Annotated in this window: 14 protein-coding genes; 9 read left to right on the forward strand and 5 right to left on the reverse strand. The window is 67.5% G+C overall.

Annotated features, from left to right (window positions below):
* Positions 1-123: 123 nt before the first annotated feature.
* The 7 genes from V3B30_RS13240 to V3B30_RS13270 all read left to right on the forward strand — a co-directional run bounded on the left by V3B30_RS13240 (position 124) and on the right by V3B30_RS13270 (position 8,700).
* A complete protein-coding gene (locus V3B30_RS13240) occupies positions 124-2,181 on the forward strand; it encodes a TonB-dependent receptor (RefSeq protein WP_329809660.1) in 2,058 nt (685 codons plus the stop codon).
* Positions 2,182-2,310: 129 nt separating this feature from the next.
* The gene (yccS, locus tag V3B30_RS13245; protein ID WP_100474142.1) at positions 2,311-4,488 is read left to right on the forward strand and encodes a YccS family putative transporter; all 2,178 of its coding nucleotides are present in this window, start codon (positions 2,311-2,313) and stop codon (positions 4,486-4,488) included.
* A 120-nt stretch (positions 4,489-4,608) separates the two neighbouring features.
* Entirely contained in the window at positions 4,609-5,403 is a 795-nt protein-coding gene (locus V3B30_RS13250; protein ID WP_262083595.1) for an SDR family oxidoreductase, read from the forward strand.
* A gap of 156 nt (positions 5,404-5,559) precedes the next feature.
* Positions 5,560-7,449, forward strand: coding sequence for an MFS transporter (locus V3B30_RS13255; RefSeq protein WP_262083596.1), 1,890 nt, complete (start codon positions 5,560-5,562; stop codon positions 7,447-7,449).
* Between the two features lie 181 nt (positions 7,450-7,630).
* Complete coding sequence (locus V3B30_RS13260; protein ID WP_005419784.1) at positions 7,631-7,918, forward strand: CD225/dispanin family protein; 288 nt, start codon at positions 7,631-7,633, stop codon at positions 7,916-7,918.
* A 34-nt stretch (positions 7,919-7,952) separates the two neighbouring features.
* Positions 7,953-8,231 carry a CD225/dispanin family protein gene (locus V3B30_RS13265; RefSeq protein ID WP_100474151.1) on the forward strand — a complete coding sequence of 93 codons (279 nt, stop codon included), beginning with the start codon at positions 7,953-7,955 and terminating at the stop codon, positions 8,229-8,231.
* A 43-nt stretch (positions 8,232-8,274) separates the two neighbouring features.
* Positions 8,275-8,700: a DUF2752 domain-containing protein gene (locus V3B30_RS13270; RefSeq protein WP_262083597.1), complete on the forward strand. Its 426-nt coding sequence runs from the start codon at positions 8,275-8,277 to the stop codon at positions 8,698-8,700.
* A 292-nt stretch (positions 8,701-8,992) separates the two neighbouring features.
* On the opposite strand, the gene ampE is transcribed toward V3B30_RS13270, so the two are convergent.
* The 5 genes from ampE to V3B30_RS13295 all read right to left on the reverse strand — a co-directional run bounded on the left by ampE (position 8,993) and on the right by V3B30_RS13295 (position 12,686).
* On the reverse strand, positions 8,993-9,880 hold the full coding sequence (ampE, locus tag V3B30_RS13275) for a regulatory signaling modulator protein AmpE (protein ID WP_100474157.1): 888 nt from the start codon (positions 9,878-9,880) through the stop codon (positions 8,993-8,995).
* A 145-nt stretch (positions 9,881-10,025) separates the two neighbouring features.
* Positions 10,026-10,931 carry an NAD(+) diphosphatase gene (gene nudC / locus V3B30_RS13280; protein ID WP_262083598.1) on the reverse strand — a complete coding sequence of 302 codons (906 nt, stop codon included), beginning with the start codon at positions 10,929-10,931 and terminating at the stop codon, positions 10,026-10,028.
* A gap of 118 nt (positions 10,932-11,049) precedes the next feature.
* Complete coding sequence (erpA, locus tag V3B30_RS13285; RefSeq protein WP_005419789.1) at positions 11,050-11,442, reverse strand: iron-sulfur cluster insertion protein ErpA; 393 nt, start codon at positions 11,440-11,442, stop codon at positions 11,050-11,052.
* 31 nt (positions 11,443-11,473) lie between these two features.
* Positions 11,474-11,938, reverse strand: a complete 465-nt coding sequence (locus V3B30_RS13290; protein ID WP_100474163.1) for a polymer-forming cytoskeletal protein — start codon at positions 11,936-11,938, stop codon at positions 11,474-11,476.
* Positions 11,939-11,942: 4 nt separating this feature from the next.
* The gene (locus V3B30_RS13295) at positions 11,943-12,686 is read right to left on the reverse strand and encodes a DUF6776 family protein (protein WP_315973630.1); all 744 of its coding nucleotides are present in this window, start codon (positions 12,684-12,686) and stop codon (positions 11,943-11,945) included.
* A gap of 179 nt (positions 12,687-12,865) precedes the next feature.
* Between V3B30_RS13295 and V3B30_RS13300 the strand changes: the two genes are divergently transcribed.
* Positions 12,866-13,483 (forward strand): DUF4126 domain-containing protein, encoded by a 618-nt coding sequence (locus V3B30_RS13300; protein ID WP_262083599.1) that lies wholly within the window; start codon positions 12,866-12,868, stop codon positions 13,481-13,483.
* 44 nt (positions 13,484-13,527) lie between these two features.
* Positions 13,528-15,417 carry an EAL domain-containing protein gene (locus V3B30_RS13305; RefSeq protein ID WP_262083600.1) on the forward strand — a complete coding sequence of 630 codons (1,890 nt, stop codon included), beginning with the start codon at positions 13,528-13,530 and terminating at the stop codon, positions 15,415-15,417.

Here is a 15,417-nt window from a genome sequence, read left to right on the forward strand (position 1 = left end):
TGGTCCTGCGCCCCATCGCGGCGCCCCGCTGCCATCTCCGGCCAGCCTGCGTGATCCCAGCCACTGCACATTCCCCCACCCGTGGGCGGATGGCCTGTGGCCGTCCGTCGAGGATCACCATCGATGCTGACGTTCCGTTCTCCCCGCCTGGCCCTGCTGGCCGTAGCCTTGTCCGCCGCCTGCGCCGCCCACGCCGAAGCGCCGGCCGGCAGCCGTAGTGCCACCGATCTGGATGCGGTGAAAGTCACCGCCGAGCGCACCCATACCGAAGCCGGCGCACTGGGCGACCGTGCGCTGCGCGATACCCCGTTCGCGATCACCGCGGTTGGCCGCGAGCAGATCGAGCAGCGCCAGGTCGTCTCGCTGGGTGAAGCCTTCCTGCTCGACCCCTCGGTCAGCACCCAGGTCAGCGCCTATGCCAGTGGCTGGAGCTCGCCGATCCGCAACCGCGGTCTGGAGCTGAACTACGACAGCTACCGGGTCAATGGCCTGCAGGTCTCGTCCTGGGGCACCGAATGGCCGCTGGAAGTCATGGAACAGGTCGATCTGCTGAAAGGCCCGGGCGGATTCCTGTATGGCTTCGGCACCCCCGGCGGCATCGTCAACTACATCACCAAGAAGCCGACCGACACGCCCACCCTCTCCGCCCAGCTGGGCTGGCGCGAACAGGGCGTCGTCAGCGGCGGCATCGACGTTGGCGGCCGCTTCGGCAACGAGCAGATGTTCGGCTACCGCTTCAATGCCTTCCAGGAAAAGGGCGAGACCTTCAACGGCGGGCATGTCGATCGCAAGGTGGGCGCGCTGTCGCTGGACGCGCGCCTGAGTGATGCACTCACCTGGACCTTTGACGGTGTGTTCCAGTCGCGCGACCTGCGCGAGGAATCGCCGCAGTACTACTTCCGTGGCCTGACCTCGTTGCCGCGGCCGATCGCCAGAGATACCGACAACAGCGTACCCGGCACCTACTACGACACCCGATCCAGCCTGCTGTCGACCGGCCTGAACTGGCAGATCAACAGTGACTGGAAGGCCAGCCTGAGTTATGGCGTCACCACCTCATGGAATGACGTCAACAAGATTTTCGCCTACATCGACGATCTCAACGGCGACTACGACGTCAATGTCTATGAACTGGGTGGCAAGAGCGAGTGGAAGCTGGCCCAGGCCATGCTGCAGGGCAGCTTCCGCACCGGTCCGCTGCAGCATCAGGTGGTGGCGGGCATCAGCCACCAGACCGGGCTGGGCTGGGACCGTCCCTACGAGTGGAACCTGATCGGCCGCGCCAACCTGTACCAGCGCCATGCCATCCGCCACGACGCCGTCGGTTCGCGGGTGATGACCCGCGGTGACGAGACGGTGCAGCAGGCGGTGTTCGCAAGCGATACGGTGAACCTCGGCAGCGGCTGGTCGGTGCTGGCGGGCTGGCGCTACAACGACTTCGAAACCAAGGGGCGATACCACACCTACCCGGTCACCCCGACCTACGCCGTGATGTTCAAGCCCAGCGAAGCGGTCACCCTGTATGCCAGCTACATCGAATCGCTGGAAGCAGGCAGCCGCGTAGGCAACAGCTACATCAACGCCGGCGACGTGCTCGATCCCACCATCAGCAAGCAGTACGAGATCGGTGCGAAGGTCGAGGCGGCACGCTGGAATGCGAACGTGGCCGCGTTCCGGCTGGAACGTGGTGCCAACATCGATGCGCTCACGCCGGCCGGCAAGCGCCTGGTGCAGGATGGCATCACGCTGTACGAAGGCATCGAAGCCAGTGCTGACCTGCACCTCAACGATGCACTGACGGTCGGCGGCGGCGCCACCTGGCTGGATCCGGCCTACGACAAGCTGTCCCCGGGCAGCGCCGCGCAGGAAGGCAACCGTACCGCCGGTGCTGCGCGCTGGAGCGGTGTCGTGCACGCCACCTACCAGCTGCCGTGGATGGACGGCCTGGAAACGTATGCCGCAGTGCGCTACTACGGCGACGTCTGGTACGACGCCGACAACACCCTGAAGCTGCCCGACTACACGCTGGTCAATGCAGGCGTCGGCTATCGCCTGCTGGCGTCCGGTCACCCGGTGACCCTGCGTGCCGGCGTCGAGAACCTGGCCAACCGGAAGTACTGGTCCAACGCCGGTGCCGGGCTGCCGCGCACGTTCGCGCTGAGCGTGCGCTGGGAAATGTAAGGCACCGGGCCCCGCCGTCCATGCGGACCACGGGCCCGCACATGGACGGTGGGTGCGGACCGTTGGCCCGCACTCCATATTTCACCCCACACCCGCAATAATGGTGGAAGACCCTTCCACCGAGCCTGCATGTCCGCCCGACAATCCCGCCTCAGCCGCCTGTGGGCCCACGAGAAGGCCAGTTACGGCCTGCGGGTGTTCATCGCCCTGGCCGCGGCGCTGGCGGTGTGCTGGCAGCTGGATGCGCTTACGGCCCTGCCCGGCGTGTTCCTTGGCATCATCGCCAGCGCCATCGCCGAAACCGACGACAACTGGTGGGGTCGTACCAAGGCCGTAGTGCTGTCGCTGCTGTGCTTCTGCATTGCCGCAGCCTCGGTGATCTGGCTGTTCCCGTGGCCGTGGATCTTCATTGGCGCGCTGGCACTGTCCACCTTCGGCCTGACCCTGCTCGGCGCGCTCGGCGAGCGCTATGCGTCCATAGCCCAGGCCACGGTGACGCTGGCGATCTACACCATGATCGGCCTGGAACAGCATGGTGCCAGCGACCTGCACAGCGCGCTGGAAGCCGTCAGCCACCTGCTGGCCGGCGCGGTCTGGTATGGCCTGCTGTCGATCCTGTGGACCGCGCTGTTCGCCAATCGGCCGGTGCGTGAGCGCATAGCGCGGTTGTACCAGGAGCTGGGCCGCTACCTGCAGCTGAAGGCCGCGCTGTTCGAGCCGGTGCGCGAAGCCGACCTGCAACGCCGCCAGCTGGATCTTGCCGAACAGAACCGCCGCGTGGTCGGCGCCCTGAACGAGGCCAAGACCGCGATCCTGGCCCGCTTCGGCCGCTCTGGCCGGCCCGGCGTGAATTCCGGCCTTTACCTGCGCCTGTATTACATGGCGCAGGATTTCCACGAGCGTGCCAGTTCCTCGCATTACCCGTACGGCGCGCTGGTGGATGCGTTCTTCCACAGCGACGTGCTGTACCGCTGCCAGCGCCTGCTCGACCTGCAGGGCCAGGCCTGTGCCCGCCTGGGCGAAGCGATCCGCCTGCGCCGTCCGTTCGTATACGGTGAGAGCAACCAGCAGGCCGGGCGCGACCTGGCCGATGCGCTGGCCTATCTGCGCGGCCAGCAGCGCCCGCAATGGCAGCGCCTGCTGGGCTCGCTGGACCTGCTGGTGCACAACCTGCGCAGCATCGAACGGCGCCTGCTGGATGCCGAGCGTTCTGAAGCCAGCCTGGACAATGTCGATACCCGCCTGCGTGACAGCAATCCGCATACCCTGCGCGAGATGGGCGTGCGCATCCGCCAGCAGCTCACGCCCGGCTCGGTGCTGTTCCGTCATGGCCTGCGCATGGCGCTTGCGCTGATCGCCGGCTTTGCAGCGATCCGCCTGTTCAATGCGCAGAATGGTTCGTGGGTACTGCTGACCATCGTGTTCGTGTGCCGGCCCAACTTCGGCGCCACCCGCCAGCGGCTTGCGCAACGCATCGTCGGCACCCTTGCCGGCCTGGTGCTGACCTGGGCGTTGCTGCAGCTGTTCCCGCAGCTGCACGTGCAGCTGCTGATCGCCCTTTTGTCGGCGCTGCTGTTCTTCTTCACCCGCACCGACCGCTACCTGGTGGCCTCGGCGGCGATCACCGTGATGGCCCTGACCTGCTTCAACCTGATCGGCGATGGCTTCGTGCTGATCGTGCCGCGCATGGTCGACACCGTGCTGGGCTGCGCGATCGCAGCAGCGGCCGCGTTCCTGATCCTGCCCGACTGGCAGGGCCGCCAGCTGCATCTTGTACTGGCACGCGTGCTGGACACTGCGGCCCGCTACCTGGATTCGGTGCTGGGCCAGTACCGCAGCGGCATGCGCGACGACCTGGCCTACCGCATCGCACGGCGCGACATGCACAACGCCGACGCTGCACTGTCCACCGCGTTGTCGAACATGCTGCGCGAACCCGGCCATGTGCGCCGCAACCTGGATGCCGGTTTTCACTTTCTGGCGCTGTCCAACACGCTGCTCGGCCACCTGTCGGCACTGGGTGCGCATCGTGACCAGGTGGACAGCTACGCCGGCGATCCGCTGGCATTGGCCGCCGGTGAGCGCGTGCGCAAGGCGCTGCAGCAGCTGGCCTCGGCCCTGACCGCACGACAACCGGTCGCGGAGGATGACAACGACGCCGACCGCGCCGTGGCCGCCGAGCTGGAGCAGATCGACGAGGCGATGCCGCCGAAACTGCAACTGATCCGTACGCAGATGGCGCTGGTACTGCGCCTGCTGCCGAAGGTTCGGGCGGCGGCCAATGGAGCGGTGACCGGCCTGACCTGACATCGGTGGCGCCGGCATGGTCCGGTGCTGCCGGCGGCGCAACATCATGTTGCATCCAGTGATGCACCCCGATCACGTCCGCGCGCGGATACTGAGTCATCCCCTGCTCCGGATTCCCCCATGAAGATCGAACTTGCCAACCGCACCGCGCTGGTCACCGCTTCCACCGCCGGCATCGGCCTGGCCATTGCCCAGGGCTTGGCCACTGCCGGGGCGCGGGTCATCCTCAATGGACGCAGCACCGACAGCGTCGAGCGTGCGCGCCAGCATCTGCTGGGCGCCGTACCCGGGGCCGACGTGCTCGGTGTCGCCGCCGATCTTTCTGATGCAGCCGGTGTCGAAACACTATTGGCCGGCCTGCCCAAGGTCGACATCCTGGTCAACAACGCCGGCATCTTCGGCCCACAGGACTTCTTCGAGACGGATGACGCGACCTGGGAGCGCTACTGGCAGACCAACGTGATGTCCGGCGTGCGCCTGTCGCGCGCGCTGCTGCCGGCGATGGTCGATGCCGGCTGGGGCCGGGTGCTGTTCATCTCTTCCGAGTCGGCGCGCAACATTCCGGCCGACATGATCCATTATGGGGTCAGCAAGACCGCGCAGCTGTCGTTGTCGCGCGGCCTGGCCAAGCGCGTGGCCGGTAGCGGCGTCACCGTCAACGCGGTGCTGCCCGGCCCGACCCTCTCCGATGGTTTCGCGGCGATGTTCGAGGATGAACGCCAGCGCAGTGGCAAGCCGCTGGAACAGATCGGCCGCGAGTTCGTGATGGCGCACCGGCCGTCCTCGTTGATCCAGCGCACCGCCACGGTCGAAGAAGTGGCCAACATGGTGGTGTACCTGGCCTCGCCGCAGGCCTCGGCGACCTCGGGTGCAGCGCTGCGCGTGGATGGCGGCGTGGTCGACGATATCGTCTGAGTCCGCCGTCAGGTGTGCGGACCAACGGTCCGCACCCACATCGGTCCGCACCCACAGTCGTGGGGCTTCAGTAGATCCACGCCATGCATGGATGCATCCCTCCATGGTCCCGGCAGGTGGGCAGGAATGCTAGGCTGCGCCGGTCAAGGAGGCTCCATGTCCGGTCACAACCAGTTCGCCCTGCTGCGCCAGCGCCGTTTCCTGCCGTTCTTCGTGGTCCAGGCGCTCGGTGCATTCAACGACAACGTGTACCGGCAGGCGATCATCAGCATGTTGCTGTTCATGGCCGTGCCAGAGGAGGAACTGGGGCTGTACGCCACGCTGGCGCCGGCCATCTTCATCCTGCCGTATTTCCTGTTCTCGGCGCTGGCCGGGCAGATCGCCGACAAACTGGAAAAATCGCGACTGATCGTGATCACCACCAGCATGGAGATCGTGATCATGTCGCTGGCGGCCACCGGCTTCCTCACCCAGAGCCTGCCGGTGCTGCTGGTCGCACTGTTCTGTACCGGCATGCAGTCGACCCTGTTCGGCCCGGTGAAGTACTCGGTGCTGCCGTCGGTACTCAGGCCCGAAGAGCTGACCGGTGGCAATGGCCTGGTCGAGATGGGCACCTCGATGTCGATTCTCTCCGGCATGATCGTCGGCGGCCTGGTGTTCACCGTGGCCGGCAGCCACGGCACGGTGGTAGCTGCGTGCGCCATCATCGCCCTGGCGATCTGCGGCAACATCGCCGCGCGCCTGATTCCCAAGGTCGATGCCGGCGACCCGAACCTGAAGATCAACTGGAACCCGTTGCCGGAATCGCTGGCGGTGCTGCGCATGGCGCGCCAGCAGAAGGCCGTGCGCAACTCGATCCTGGGCGTGTCCTGGTTCTGGTTCGTCGGCACGGTGCTGACTTCGCAGCTGCCGGCCTACGCGGTGACCAACCTGGGGGGCAAGCCGACCCTGTACATCTTCGCGCTGGCCTTGTTCTCGGTCGGCACCGGCGTCGGTTCGCTGCTGTGCGAGAAACTCTCGGCCCGTACGGTGGAAATCGGCCTGGTACCGCTCGGTGCGTTCGGCATGACCGCGTTCCTGCTCGACCTGTACTTCGCCCGCAGCGGTGAAGCGCCGGTACACGGGCTGACCATCGGGCCATTCCTGCAGCAGCCCGGCAGCCTCCGCATCGTCATCGACCTGATCGGCATCGGCCTGTTCACCGGCATCTTCGTGGTACCGCTGTTCGCGCTGATCCAGAGCCGCACGCCGAAGACGCAGATGTCGCGCGTGTTCGCCGCACTGAATATCCAGAACTCGGGTTTCATCGTCGCTGCGGCGCTGCTGTCGCTGGCCGCGCACACGCTGCTGCACTGGACCATTCCGCAGCTGTTCCTGGCGCTGGCCATCGCCAACGCACTGGTGGCGATCTACATCTTCACCATCGTCCCCGAATTCCTGATGCGCTTCCTCAGCTGGCTGATGGTGCGCACCCTGTACCGGCTGCGCCCGCACGGCATCGAGGCCAACGTGCCGGACGAAGGCGCCGCGCTGCTGGTCTGCAACCATGTCAGCTACATGGACGCGTTGATCCTTTCGGCGACCATCCCGCGCCCGGTGCGCTTCGTCATGTACTACAAGATCTTCAACATCCCGGTGATGCGCTGGATCTTCCGCACCGCCAAGGCGATCCCGATCGCCGGCGCACGTGAAGACCCGGCGCTGATGCAGCGCGCGTTCGATGAGATCGACGCCGCGTTGGCCGAAGGCGAACTGGTCTGCATCTTCCCCGAGGGCGCGCTGACCCGCGACGGGCAGATGGCCCCGTTCAAGTCCGGCGTCGAGAAGATCCTCGAGCGGCGACCGGTGCCCGTGGTGCCGATGGCGCTGCGCGGCATGTGGTCGAGCATGTGGAGCCGGCGCGACAGCCGCCTCGGCCGCATGCGCGTGCCGCGCCGTTTCCGCGCCACGGTCGAGGTGGTGGCGGCACCGGCCGTGGATGGCCACACCACCAGCGCCCCGGTGCTGGAGGCCCAGGTACGGGCCCTGCGTGGTGATCACGCCTGATGGAACCGGCTCGCCACGCGGGCCTGGGGACCTCCTCGCATACGCCACCGTCCAGTGGCGAACACGGCATGCCGCGCCTGTAAACGCATACATGCAACGCAGGTTGCGGTAGATTACGCACCCACAGGGGGGAGGTCCGGCCAATGCACCACGGCCGGCCACCAAGGAATGGAGTCTCGCTTTGAATCAACCACCACCGCTCAGCCGTCCGGTCTACATCCCCAACCATCTGGTCTGGGCGATCCTGACGACGCTGTTCTGCTGCCTGCCGTTGGGCGTGGTGTCGATCGTCTATGCCTCCCAGGTCGATGGCCGCCGCGCGGCCGGCGACCTGCCGGGGGCCTACAGCGCGTCGCGCAAGGCGGGCTGGTGGGCGGTGGCTTCGGCCGTGGCCCTGCCGGTCCTGTTGCTGTTGTGGTTCGGGCTGTTCGGCGGCTTGGCCGTACTGGGCGCTCTTTCCGACCAATGATTCACCACCACCACCCATCAAGGAGCTTGAACCCATGAACACCGCCACTCCGCAGGTCCCGAACAATCTGGTCTGGGCCATCCTGAGCACCCTGTTCTGCTGCCTGCCGGCCGGCATCGTGTCGATCGTCTACGCCGCGCAGGTCAACGGCAAGCTGGCCGCTGGCGACATCGCCGGCGCCCAGGACTCCTCGGCCAAGGCCAAGAAGTGGGCCATCTGGTCGGCCATCGCCGCCGTCGTGGTCGGCGTGCTGTACGGCATCCTGATCGTCGCTCTCGGCGGCATGGGTGCGATGAGCAACAGCGGCTACTGATCCGCGTGGACGGATCCGGCGCCTGCGCCGGATCCGTTGCTGCATGTCCGCACTTCCCACTCGATCCAGACTGGCCCGCTGGGCACCGCTGCTGGCCGCCACCGGCCTGGCCGCCGGTGCCGCACTGGTGCTGCGCAACGTCAATCCATATGTCGCCGGCAATCCCCTGCCGAGCTGCCCGCTGTACGCCATGACCGGCCTGTACTGCCCGGGCTGTGGCAGTACCCGCTGCCTGTATTCGCTGGTCCATTTCGACCTGCCCGGCGCGATGGCGATGAACCCGCTGCTGGTCATCAGCCTGCCCTTCCTGCTGCTGATGCTGCTGAACGTCGCCGGCATCCGTCCGCGCGTACTCGACCCGCTGATGCGGGTACTGGCCAATCCCACGTTCTGGCTCTGGGTGCTGCCCGGGTATGCGCTGCTGCGCAACCTGCCGTGGGCACCGTTCACCGCACTGGCACCGATCTAGGTTTCCAGCCAACGGCGCAGCCCCTCGTGGTGGGCGGCGTTTGAAGGTAGAAGCTTTCGGGTTGGCCGGGTGGGTGGGCTGCGCAGGGGGCGCTGCAAGTACGTCCATGTAAGCTCGGTCGCCGCTTGCTCGTGTGCGCAGGACAGCGCACACGAGCAAGGCGCCATCGAGCCCCCAGGGACGGGTTTACGGCGTGTCCTGAAGCCCCACACCGCCCCGCCCAACCATCAGCAATCCAGAGCTGCTGTTGCTGTTGCTTCTGCAGGTGCAGGGCTGCAAGCCCTGCAAACAACTACGTCACCCAGCCTGCAATCACCAGCAGCGCCAGCACGGCCAGCCACAGCAGCAGCATCCGCCACACCAGGCTCATCGCATCACGCAGGTCCGGCAGCCGCTGCCACACCGGCAGCAACCCCGCCTCGGTGTAATCGTGCGCATCCTCGCGCAGCTCGGCGTTGACACTGGCCCGCGCCACCGCGCCGAGGAAACCGATGCCGCCCGCCAGGCGTTCGCCATGGGCCTGGCGCCAGGCCTTCCACGCCGTATCGAAGTTACCCACCAGCGCCATCGAAAACGCCATCAACTGCGCCACCGGCCACTCGATCCAGCCCAGCAGGCGCTGCGCCAATGCCAGCGGCTCCACCGGCACGCGCGCGCGCATCGGGCTTTCCGCCATCAGCGCCAGCAGCCGGTAGCCCAGCGCGCCCGCCGGGCCCAGCAGCAGGAACCAGAAGAGCACCGCGAACCAGCGCCGCAATGCATTGAGCACCGTCGCTTCGACCAGCGACGGCACGTCCTCGCGCAGGCTGCCACCGGCGGCCTGCAGGTTGCGCACCGCCGCCTGCCGCGTCGCGGCGTCGTCCGCATCGATGATCGCTTCGATATCGCGATCCAGGTCGCGCGGTCCCCAACACCAGGCCAGCACCACCACGCCCAGCAGCAGCGACGGCAGGCCGAACAGCACTCCGCGCAGCAGCCACGCCAGCAGCCCCATCAACAGCAGTGGCGGCAACAGCGCCAGGGCGACCCCCGCCGCGCCCTGCCAGGCCTTGCCGCCATGCGCGTCCAGCCAGCCCAGCCATCGCCGGAAGCCGTCGAAACGGCGCAGCGAAGCGGCAGCGGCCGGGGCAACGTGGCCCAGGGCCAACGCCACCAGCACGGCGGCCAGAGTGGTGAACATGGCAGGTCTCCCTACGAAACAGAACGCTCGGCGCCGCTACCTTACCTGTCGCAGCGGCGCCCTCGCTGGTGAACCGGACTCTAACCCGGGCCGTGTTCAGGTGGCGGCAATACAGTTGCCACCACCGGCCCGGCAGCAATCGGGCTCAGCCCTTGTGCTGGCGGTACCAGTGTTCGATGAGCCCCCGCGAAATCGAGATCGGTGGCGACAGGCGGATGCCCTGGCCATCGTCCTCGACATCACGGGCCAGCGCAGCGCCCACCTCTTCGGCACTGAACCAGCGCGCATCTTCCAGCTCGCCATCCACGGTCGGCAGGTCATCCAGTGCCTGTGCACGGAAGCCGACCATCAGCGCGCCGGGGAACGGCCACGGTTGCGAACCGAGGTACTGGCAGGCGGTCACCCGCACCTTGCTCTCCTCATGGACTTCGCGCACCACGGTCTGCTCGAAGGTCTCGCCGGGTTCGACGAAACCGGCCAGCACCGAGTAGCGACGCGGTGCCCAGTTCGACTGCCGGCCCAGCAGCAACCGGCCCTGGTTCTCCACGGCGACGATCACGGCGGGGTCGACGCGCGGGTAGTGCTCGGTAGAGCACTGCCCGCAGCGGCCGACGAAGCCACCGCGGGCAAACGCCACGGCACCGCCGCATACGCCGCAGAAGCGGGTGCGCGAGTGCCAGTACGACATGCCGCGGGCATAGCTGAAAGCAGTCGCATCGGCCATCGACCACAGCAATGCGGCCTGGCGCAGATCGAGTCGGCGTGGCGCGCTGACGGTGACGTTGGCAGCTTCAACCGAGAACCACGCCTGCTCCCCCCGCAGGCCGAGGAAGATCGCGGCACCCGGGCCACCGCCGATGGCGGCGCCGGTCAGCGCCAGCGGCTGATCGTCATCGCCGGTGAAGGCGCTGCCGTCCTGATCGAGCACGAGAATGCGCGCACCCCGCCACAGGCGCGCCAGTGCATCGGCATCTTCGCGCAGGGCATCGGCGCGCTCCAGCGGTTCGCCAACGAAGGCAAAACCGGAAAGCGGCGAAGGAGAATTGGGCATCCGCCAAGCCTGCCGCCAATCGATGCGGGTGGCAAGCCGCAGGCTTCGCGGAAACCAGCTATGGGGTGGAGCTTGCTCCAAACACCTTGTCGCGCCGGGCGCAGGCCCCGCGCCCTGCTCACATGCTGAAGCTGCTGCCGCAGCCGCAGGTGGTCTTCGCGTTCGGGTTGCGGATCACGAACTGGGCACCGGTCAGGCTCTCGGTGTAGTCCACCTCGGCGCCCATCAGGTACTGCAGGCTCAGCGGGTCGACCAGCAGGGTCACCCCGCTGGTCTGTACCGCCAGGTCATCCTCTGCACGGTTCTCGTCGAACTCGAACCCGTACTGGAAGCCCGAACAGCCACCGCCTTCGATGTACACGCGCAGGGCCAGGTCGGGGTTGCCCTCTTCCTGGATCAGGGATTTGACCTTGGCGGCCGCCGACTCGGTGAAGTTCAGCGGGCGCTCCAGCGACTGGTAATCGGGCGCGGCAACCGGGGTGGCGCCGGGCAGGGAGACTAGCGTGCTCATGCTGCCAGCATGGGGGTGCCGACGATGGCTTTCAAGCCATCGCCTCGGCCAGCTTGCGGCGTGCGGCGGTATCGCCCTTGCCATCATTGGCCTCATCGCCTTCCGGCGCCGGCAGGGCCGCCATCGGCGCGCTCGCGTGGATCAGGCGGCCGTTCAGCTGGGCGCCCGCATTCATCTCCACCACCTGGTAATGGACGTTGCCATTGACCCGTGCGCTCGGGGTCAGTTCGACCTTCTCGGTGGCATGTACATCGCCGTCCAGGCGGCCACTGATGACCACCACCTGGGCGCGGATCTCACCCTCGATCACGCCATGCTCGGCGACCGTCAGGGTCGCGCCACTGGCGCCTTCGGCGGCAATCACCTTGCCGTGGATGCGGCCTTCCACATACAGGCCCCCACTGAATTCCACATCACCGCGGATCACCACCTGGTTGCCGATCAGGGCATCCACCACCAGCTGGCCTTCACGGTTGGATTTGCTGCTTCCGAACATCTGCCTACTCCCCTTTGCTGGCCGGCGCGCCGGCCTGTTTCCAGTCGAATACCTGGGTGGTACCCCCCGTACCACTCCCCAATGTCACCCGCACGCGTTGCGGGGTGAAGTCAGCCGGCAGCATCACGCTGCCGGTGAGCTGCTGGAAGTACCGGAACGAGTAGTCCTGTCCCGGCACCTTGCTGCGCTGGTGCAGATCATCCCAACTGATCGTGGCCAGCTTGCCGTTTTTCACGCCTTCCACGGTGAAGCGCATCTGTCCCTGGCTGATGGCGCCGCGGTTGAGGTTCTGGGTCAGCACGGCGGTGTACTGCCACGTGCCGGCCGCTTCCGGGCTGAACTCGATCGAGTGGGTGTTCAGGCCCTTGCGCTGGCTGGTCGAGCCGACCAGTCGCTCGTAGAAGGCGACGTCGGCACGCAGGCCGGCGATTTCTTCGTCACGCTCGGCCAGCGAGGACTGCACCTCGGTATTGGCAGCGCGGCTGATGCGGTCGGAGGCTTCCAGCGTGGCCTGCTTCTGGCGCAGTTCGGTCAGCTGCGCCTGCAGCGTCTCGGCACGCTTCTCCGCGGCCTGCAGGCGCTGGCCCTGGACATCGCGCGGCGTGGCCATCCAGCAGCCACCCAGCGCGGCCAGCACCAGGCTGAGCAGCCAGATGCCACCGATCATCAGCAGGCGGCGACGGTCCATCGGCGGTTGCGGCGCGCCGGGCAGGCGTACCTGCACGCGCATGGGAGGACGGTTGGTCATGGGTGGTTTCCGGGGTATCGCAAGGGCGATACCGGTACGGCCCCTGTGGCAAACGACGGGCTAGTGTATGACAGGACGGGTGGGTTTCCTGCGCAGTGGCCGGCCACGGTCTGTGGCGTTCAGGCACGCCATCGTCGATAGTGTGGCCCCCTGCACAGTTCCGTCGCCGGAGCACCGCCATGACCGAAGCCCACCTGTTCGTGATCGGCATCCTGCTGGCCTGGCTGGCCGGCATCCGCGTCTACCTCACCGTGTTCGGCGTCGGCCTGGCCGGCCTGCTCGGCTGGGTCGACCTGCCACCCGCCCTGCAGGCCACCGAATCATGGTGGGTGCTGGGCACATCGGCCGCGCTGGCCATCGCCGAGTTCTTCGCCGACAAGATCCCCGGCGTGGACTCGGCCTGGGACCTGGTGCAGACGCTCGCACGCGTACCCGCCGGCGCGTTCCTCGCGGCGGCCACGTTGTCGCCGGATGGCCAGCTGGGCACTGGTGCGCTCGCCGCCGGTGCCGGTGTAGCCCTGGCCAGCCATGGCCTGAAGGCCGGTACCCGCGCCCTGCTCAACACCTCGCCGGAACCGGCCAGCAACTGGGTCGCCTCTGCCGCCGAAGACACCGTGGTGATCGGCGGCCTGGCGTTGGCACTGGCGCATCCGTGGATCGCCCTGGTGGTGGTGCTGGCCTGCAGCCTGGCCGGCGCACTGCTGGTGTGGCTGGTCTGGCGCGCACTGTGGAAGAGCGTGCGCTGGCTGGCGCGCGGCGCATCGGCACCACCGCCAGGGCACACCGGCACCGGTTGAGCGCCGGGCTTGTCGCATAATGGACGCGAACACCAGGAGCACCGATGGCCGCAAACGAATCCCCCGCGGGCGCCCGCCCGGGACGCGCTGAAACCCCGCCGGCCGATCATTGGCAGCGCTGGGTCCCCGAGGCGGCAAGCCCCGCTGTGGCCGCACCGATGATGGCGACCCCGCCGCCGGTCGCGGCCGATGCGCACTCGCCCGTCAACAGCGCGCCACCGCCGCTGCCCGGCCCGATCGCACTGGCCGAAGCCGGGAACAACGATCTGGCCCCACCGCCATCGGACTCGCCCTATCGCGTGCTGATCGTTGAAGACGATCGTGCACAGGCCCTGTTCGCGCAGAGCGTGCTGCATGGCGCCGGCATGCAGGCCATCGTGCACAGCGATGCAGATGCCGCGCTGCAGGCGATCAAGGAGCACCGCCCCGACCTGATCCTGATGGACCTGCACCTGCCCGGGCTGGATGGCATGCGCCTGACCGCGCTGATCCGCCAGCAGCCTGGCCTGCAGCTGCTGCCGATCGTGTTCCTCAGCGGCGATCCGGATCCGGAGCGCCAGTTCGAAGTACTCGACAGCGGCGCCGACGACTACCTGAGCAAGCCGATCCGGCCCCGCCACCTGATCGCAGCGGTGGCCAACCGCATCCGCCGCGCACGTGCCCAGGCCGCGACCCTGCCCGGTGCCACCGGCGCACCGGCCACCAGCAATCCGGAAACCGGCCTGCCGACGCGCCACCACGTGCTGCAGCAGCTCAATACCGCACTCGCCCACCGTGACCAGGGCGGCGTGTTCTTCATCGAAGTGGCCAGCGCGCTGGGCCTGCGCGAACGCTATGGCTATGCCGCGTTTGAGCGGCTGATGGTACAGGCCGGGCAGCGCCTGGCCGAGGCCGGCCATCCGCACCTGCTGGCGCGCCTGAACGACAACAGCTTCCTGCTGCTGGCCCGCAACGCCGACGAGGACGCCCTCGAAGGCATCGCCGCGAGCCTGCGCGAGCAGCTGTCGGCACGTGCGTTCGTGATCCGCGACGACGAATCCGTGCACCTGCGCGGCGTGGTCGGCTACGCGCCGCTGTCGCCGGGCTTCGAGGATGCCAACAGTGCGCTGGAAGCAGTTGAACGCACCACCCTGCAGGCACGCCTGCTCAGCGCCGGCGTGGCGGGCCATGTGCACCGCCAGGCGGTCACCGAACAGGAACACCTGGCGCTGCTGGAAGGCCAGCTGGAACTGGCCTACCAGCCGATCGTCGCCGTGGCAGGTGGCAACACCGCGCAATACCAGCTGCTGCTGCGCCTGCGCCAGACCGATGGCACGGTACTGGCGGCCGGCCAGGTGATCCCGGCTGCGGAAGCCGCCGGGCGCATTGCCGACCTCGACCAGCAGGTGATGGACCACGCACTGGGCCTGCTGGATCTGTACCGGCACGCAACGCAGCCGCTGAACCTGTTCGTCTCGCAGTCACTGCGCACCCTGCAGCGCGATGCCTTCGCCGACTGGCTGCTGGAATCGCTGCAGCAGCGTGACCTGCCCGGCAGTGCGCTGGTGATCGACGTGCGCCTGCCCGACGCACTGATCCACACCGTGCCGCTGCAGCAGTTCTGCCAGCGCATGGCCAGTGCCGGGGTGCGCTTCTGCCTGAGCCAGTTCGAACCCGGCAGCGAGGCCGACGCACTGCTGACCCAGCTGCCGCTGTCGTTCGTACGCATGGCTGCGCGCTTCTCCAGCAGCCATTCCAATCCAGCCACCCGCGAGGAACTGCGCAAGGCGATCGAACAGGCCCATGCCGCCGGGCTGCAGATCATCGGCCAGCAGATCGAGGATCCGCAGGCTGCAGCAGCGATGTGGGTCGGTGGCGTCGACTTCATCCAGGGCAACATGGTGCAGTCGGCCGGCAGCGACCTGAGCTTCGACTTCCACAACGCGGTGCTCTGA

The sequence above is a fragment of the Stenotrophomonas sp. SMYL41 genome (assembly GCF_036319965.1).
In the GTDB taxonomy this organism is placed as follows: Bacteria; Pseudomonadota; Gammaproteobacteria; order Xanthomonadales; family Xanthomonadaceae; genus Stenotrophomonas; species Stenotrophomonas maltophilia_R.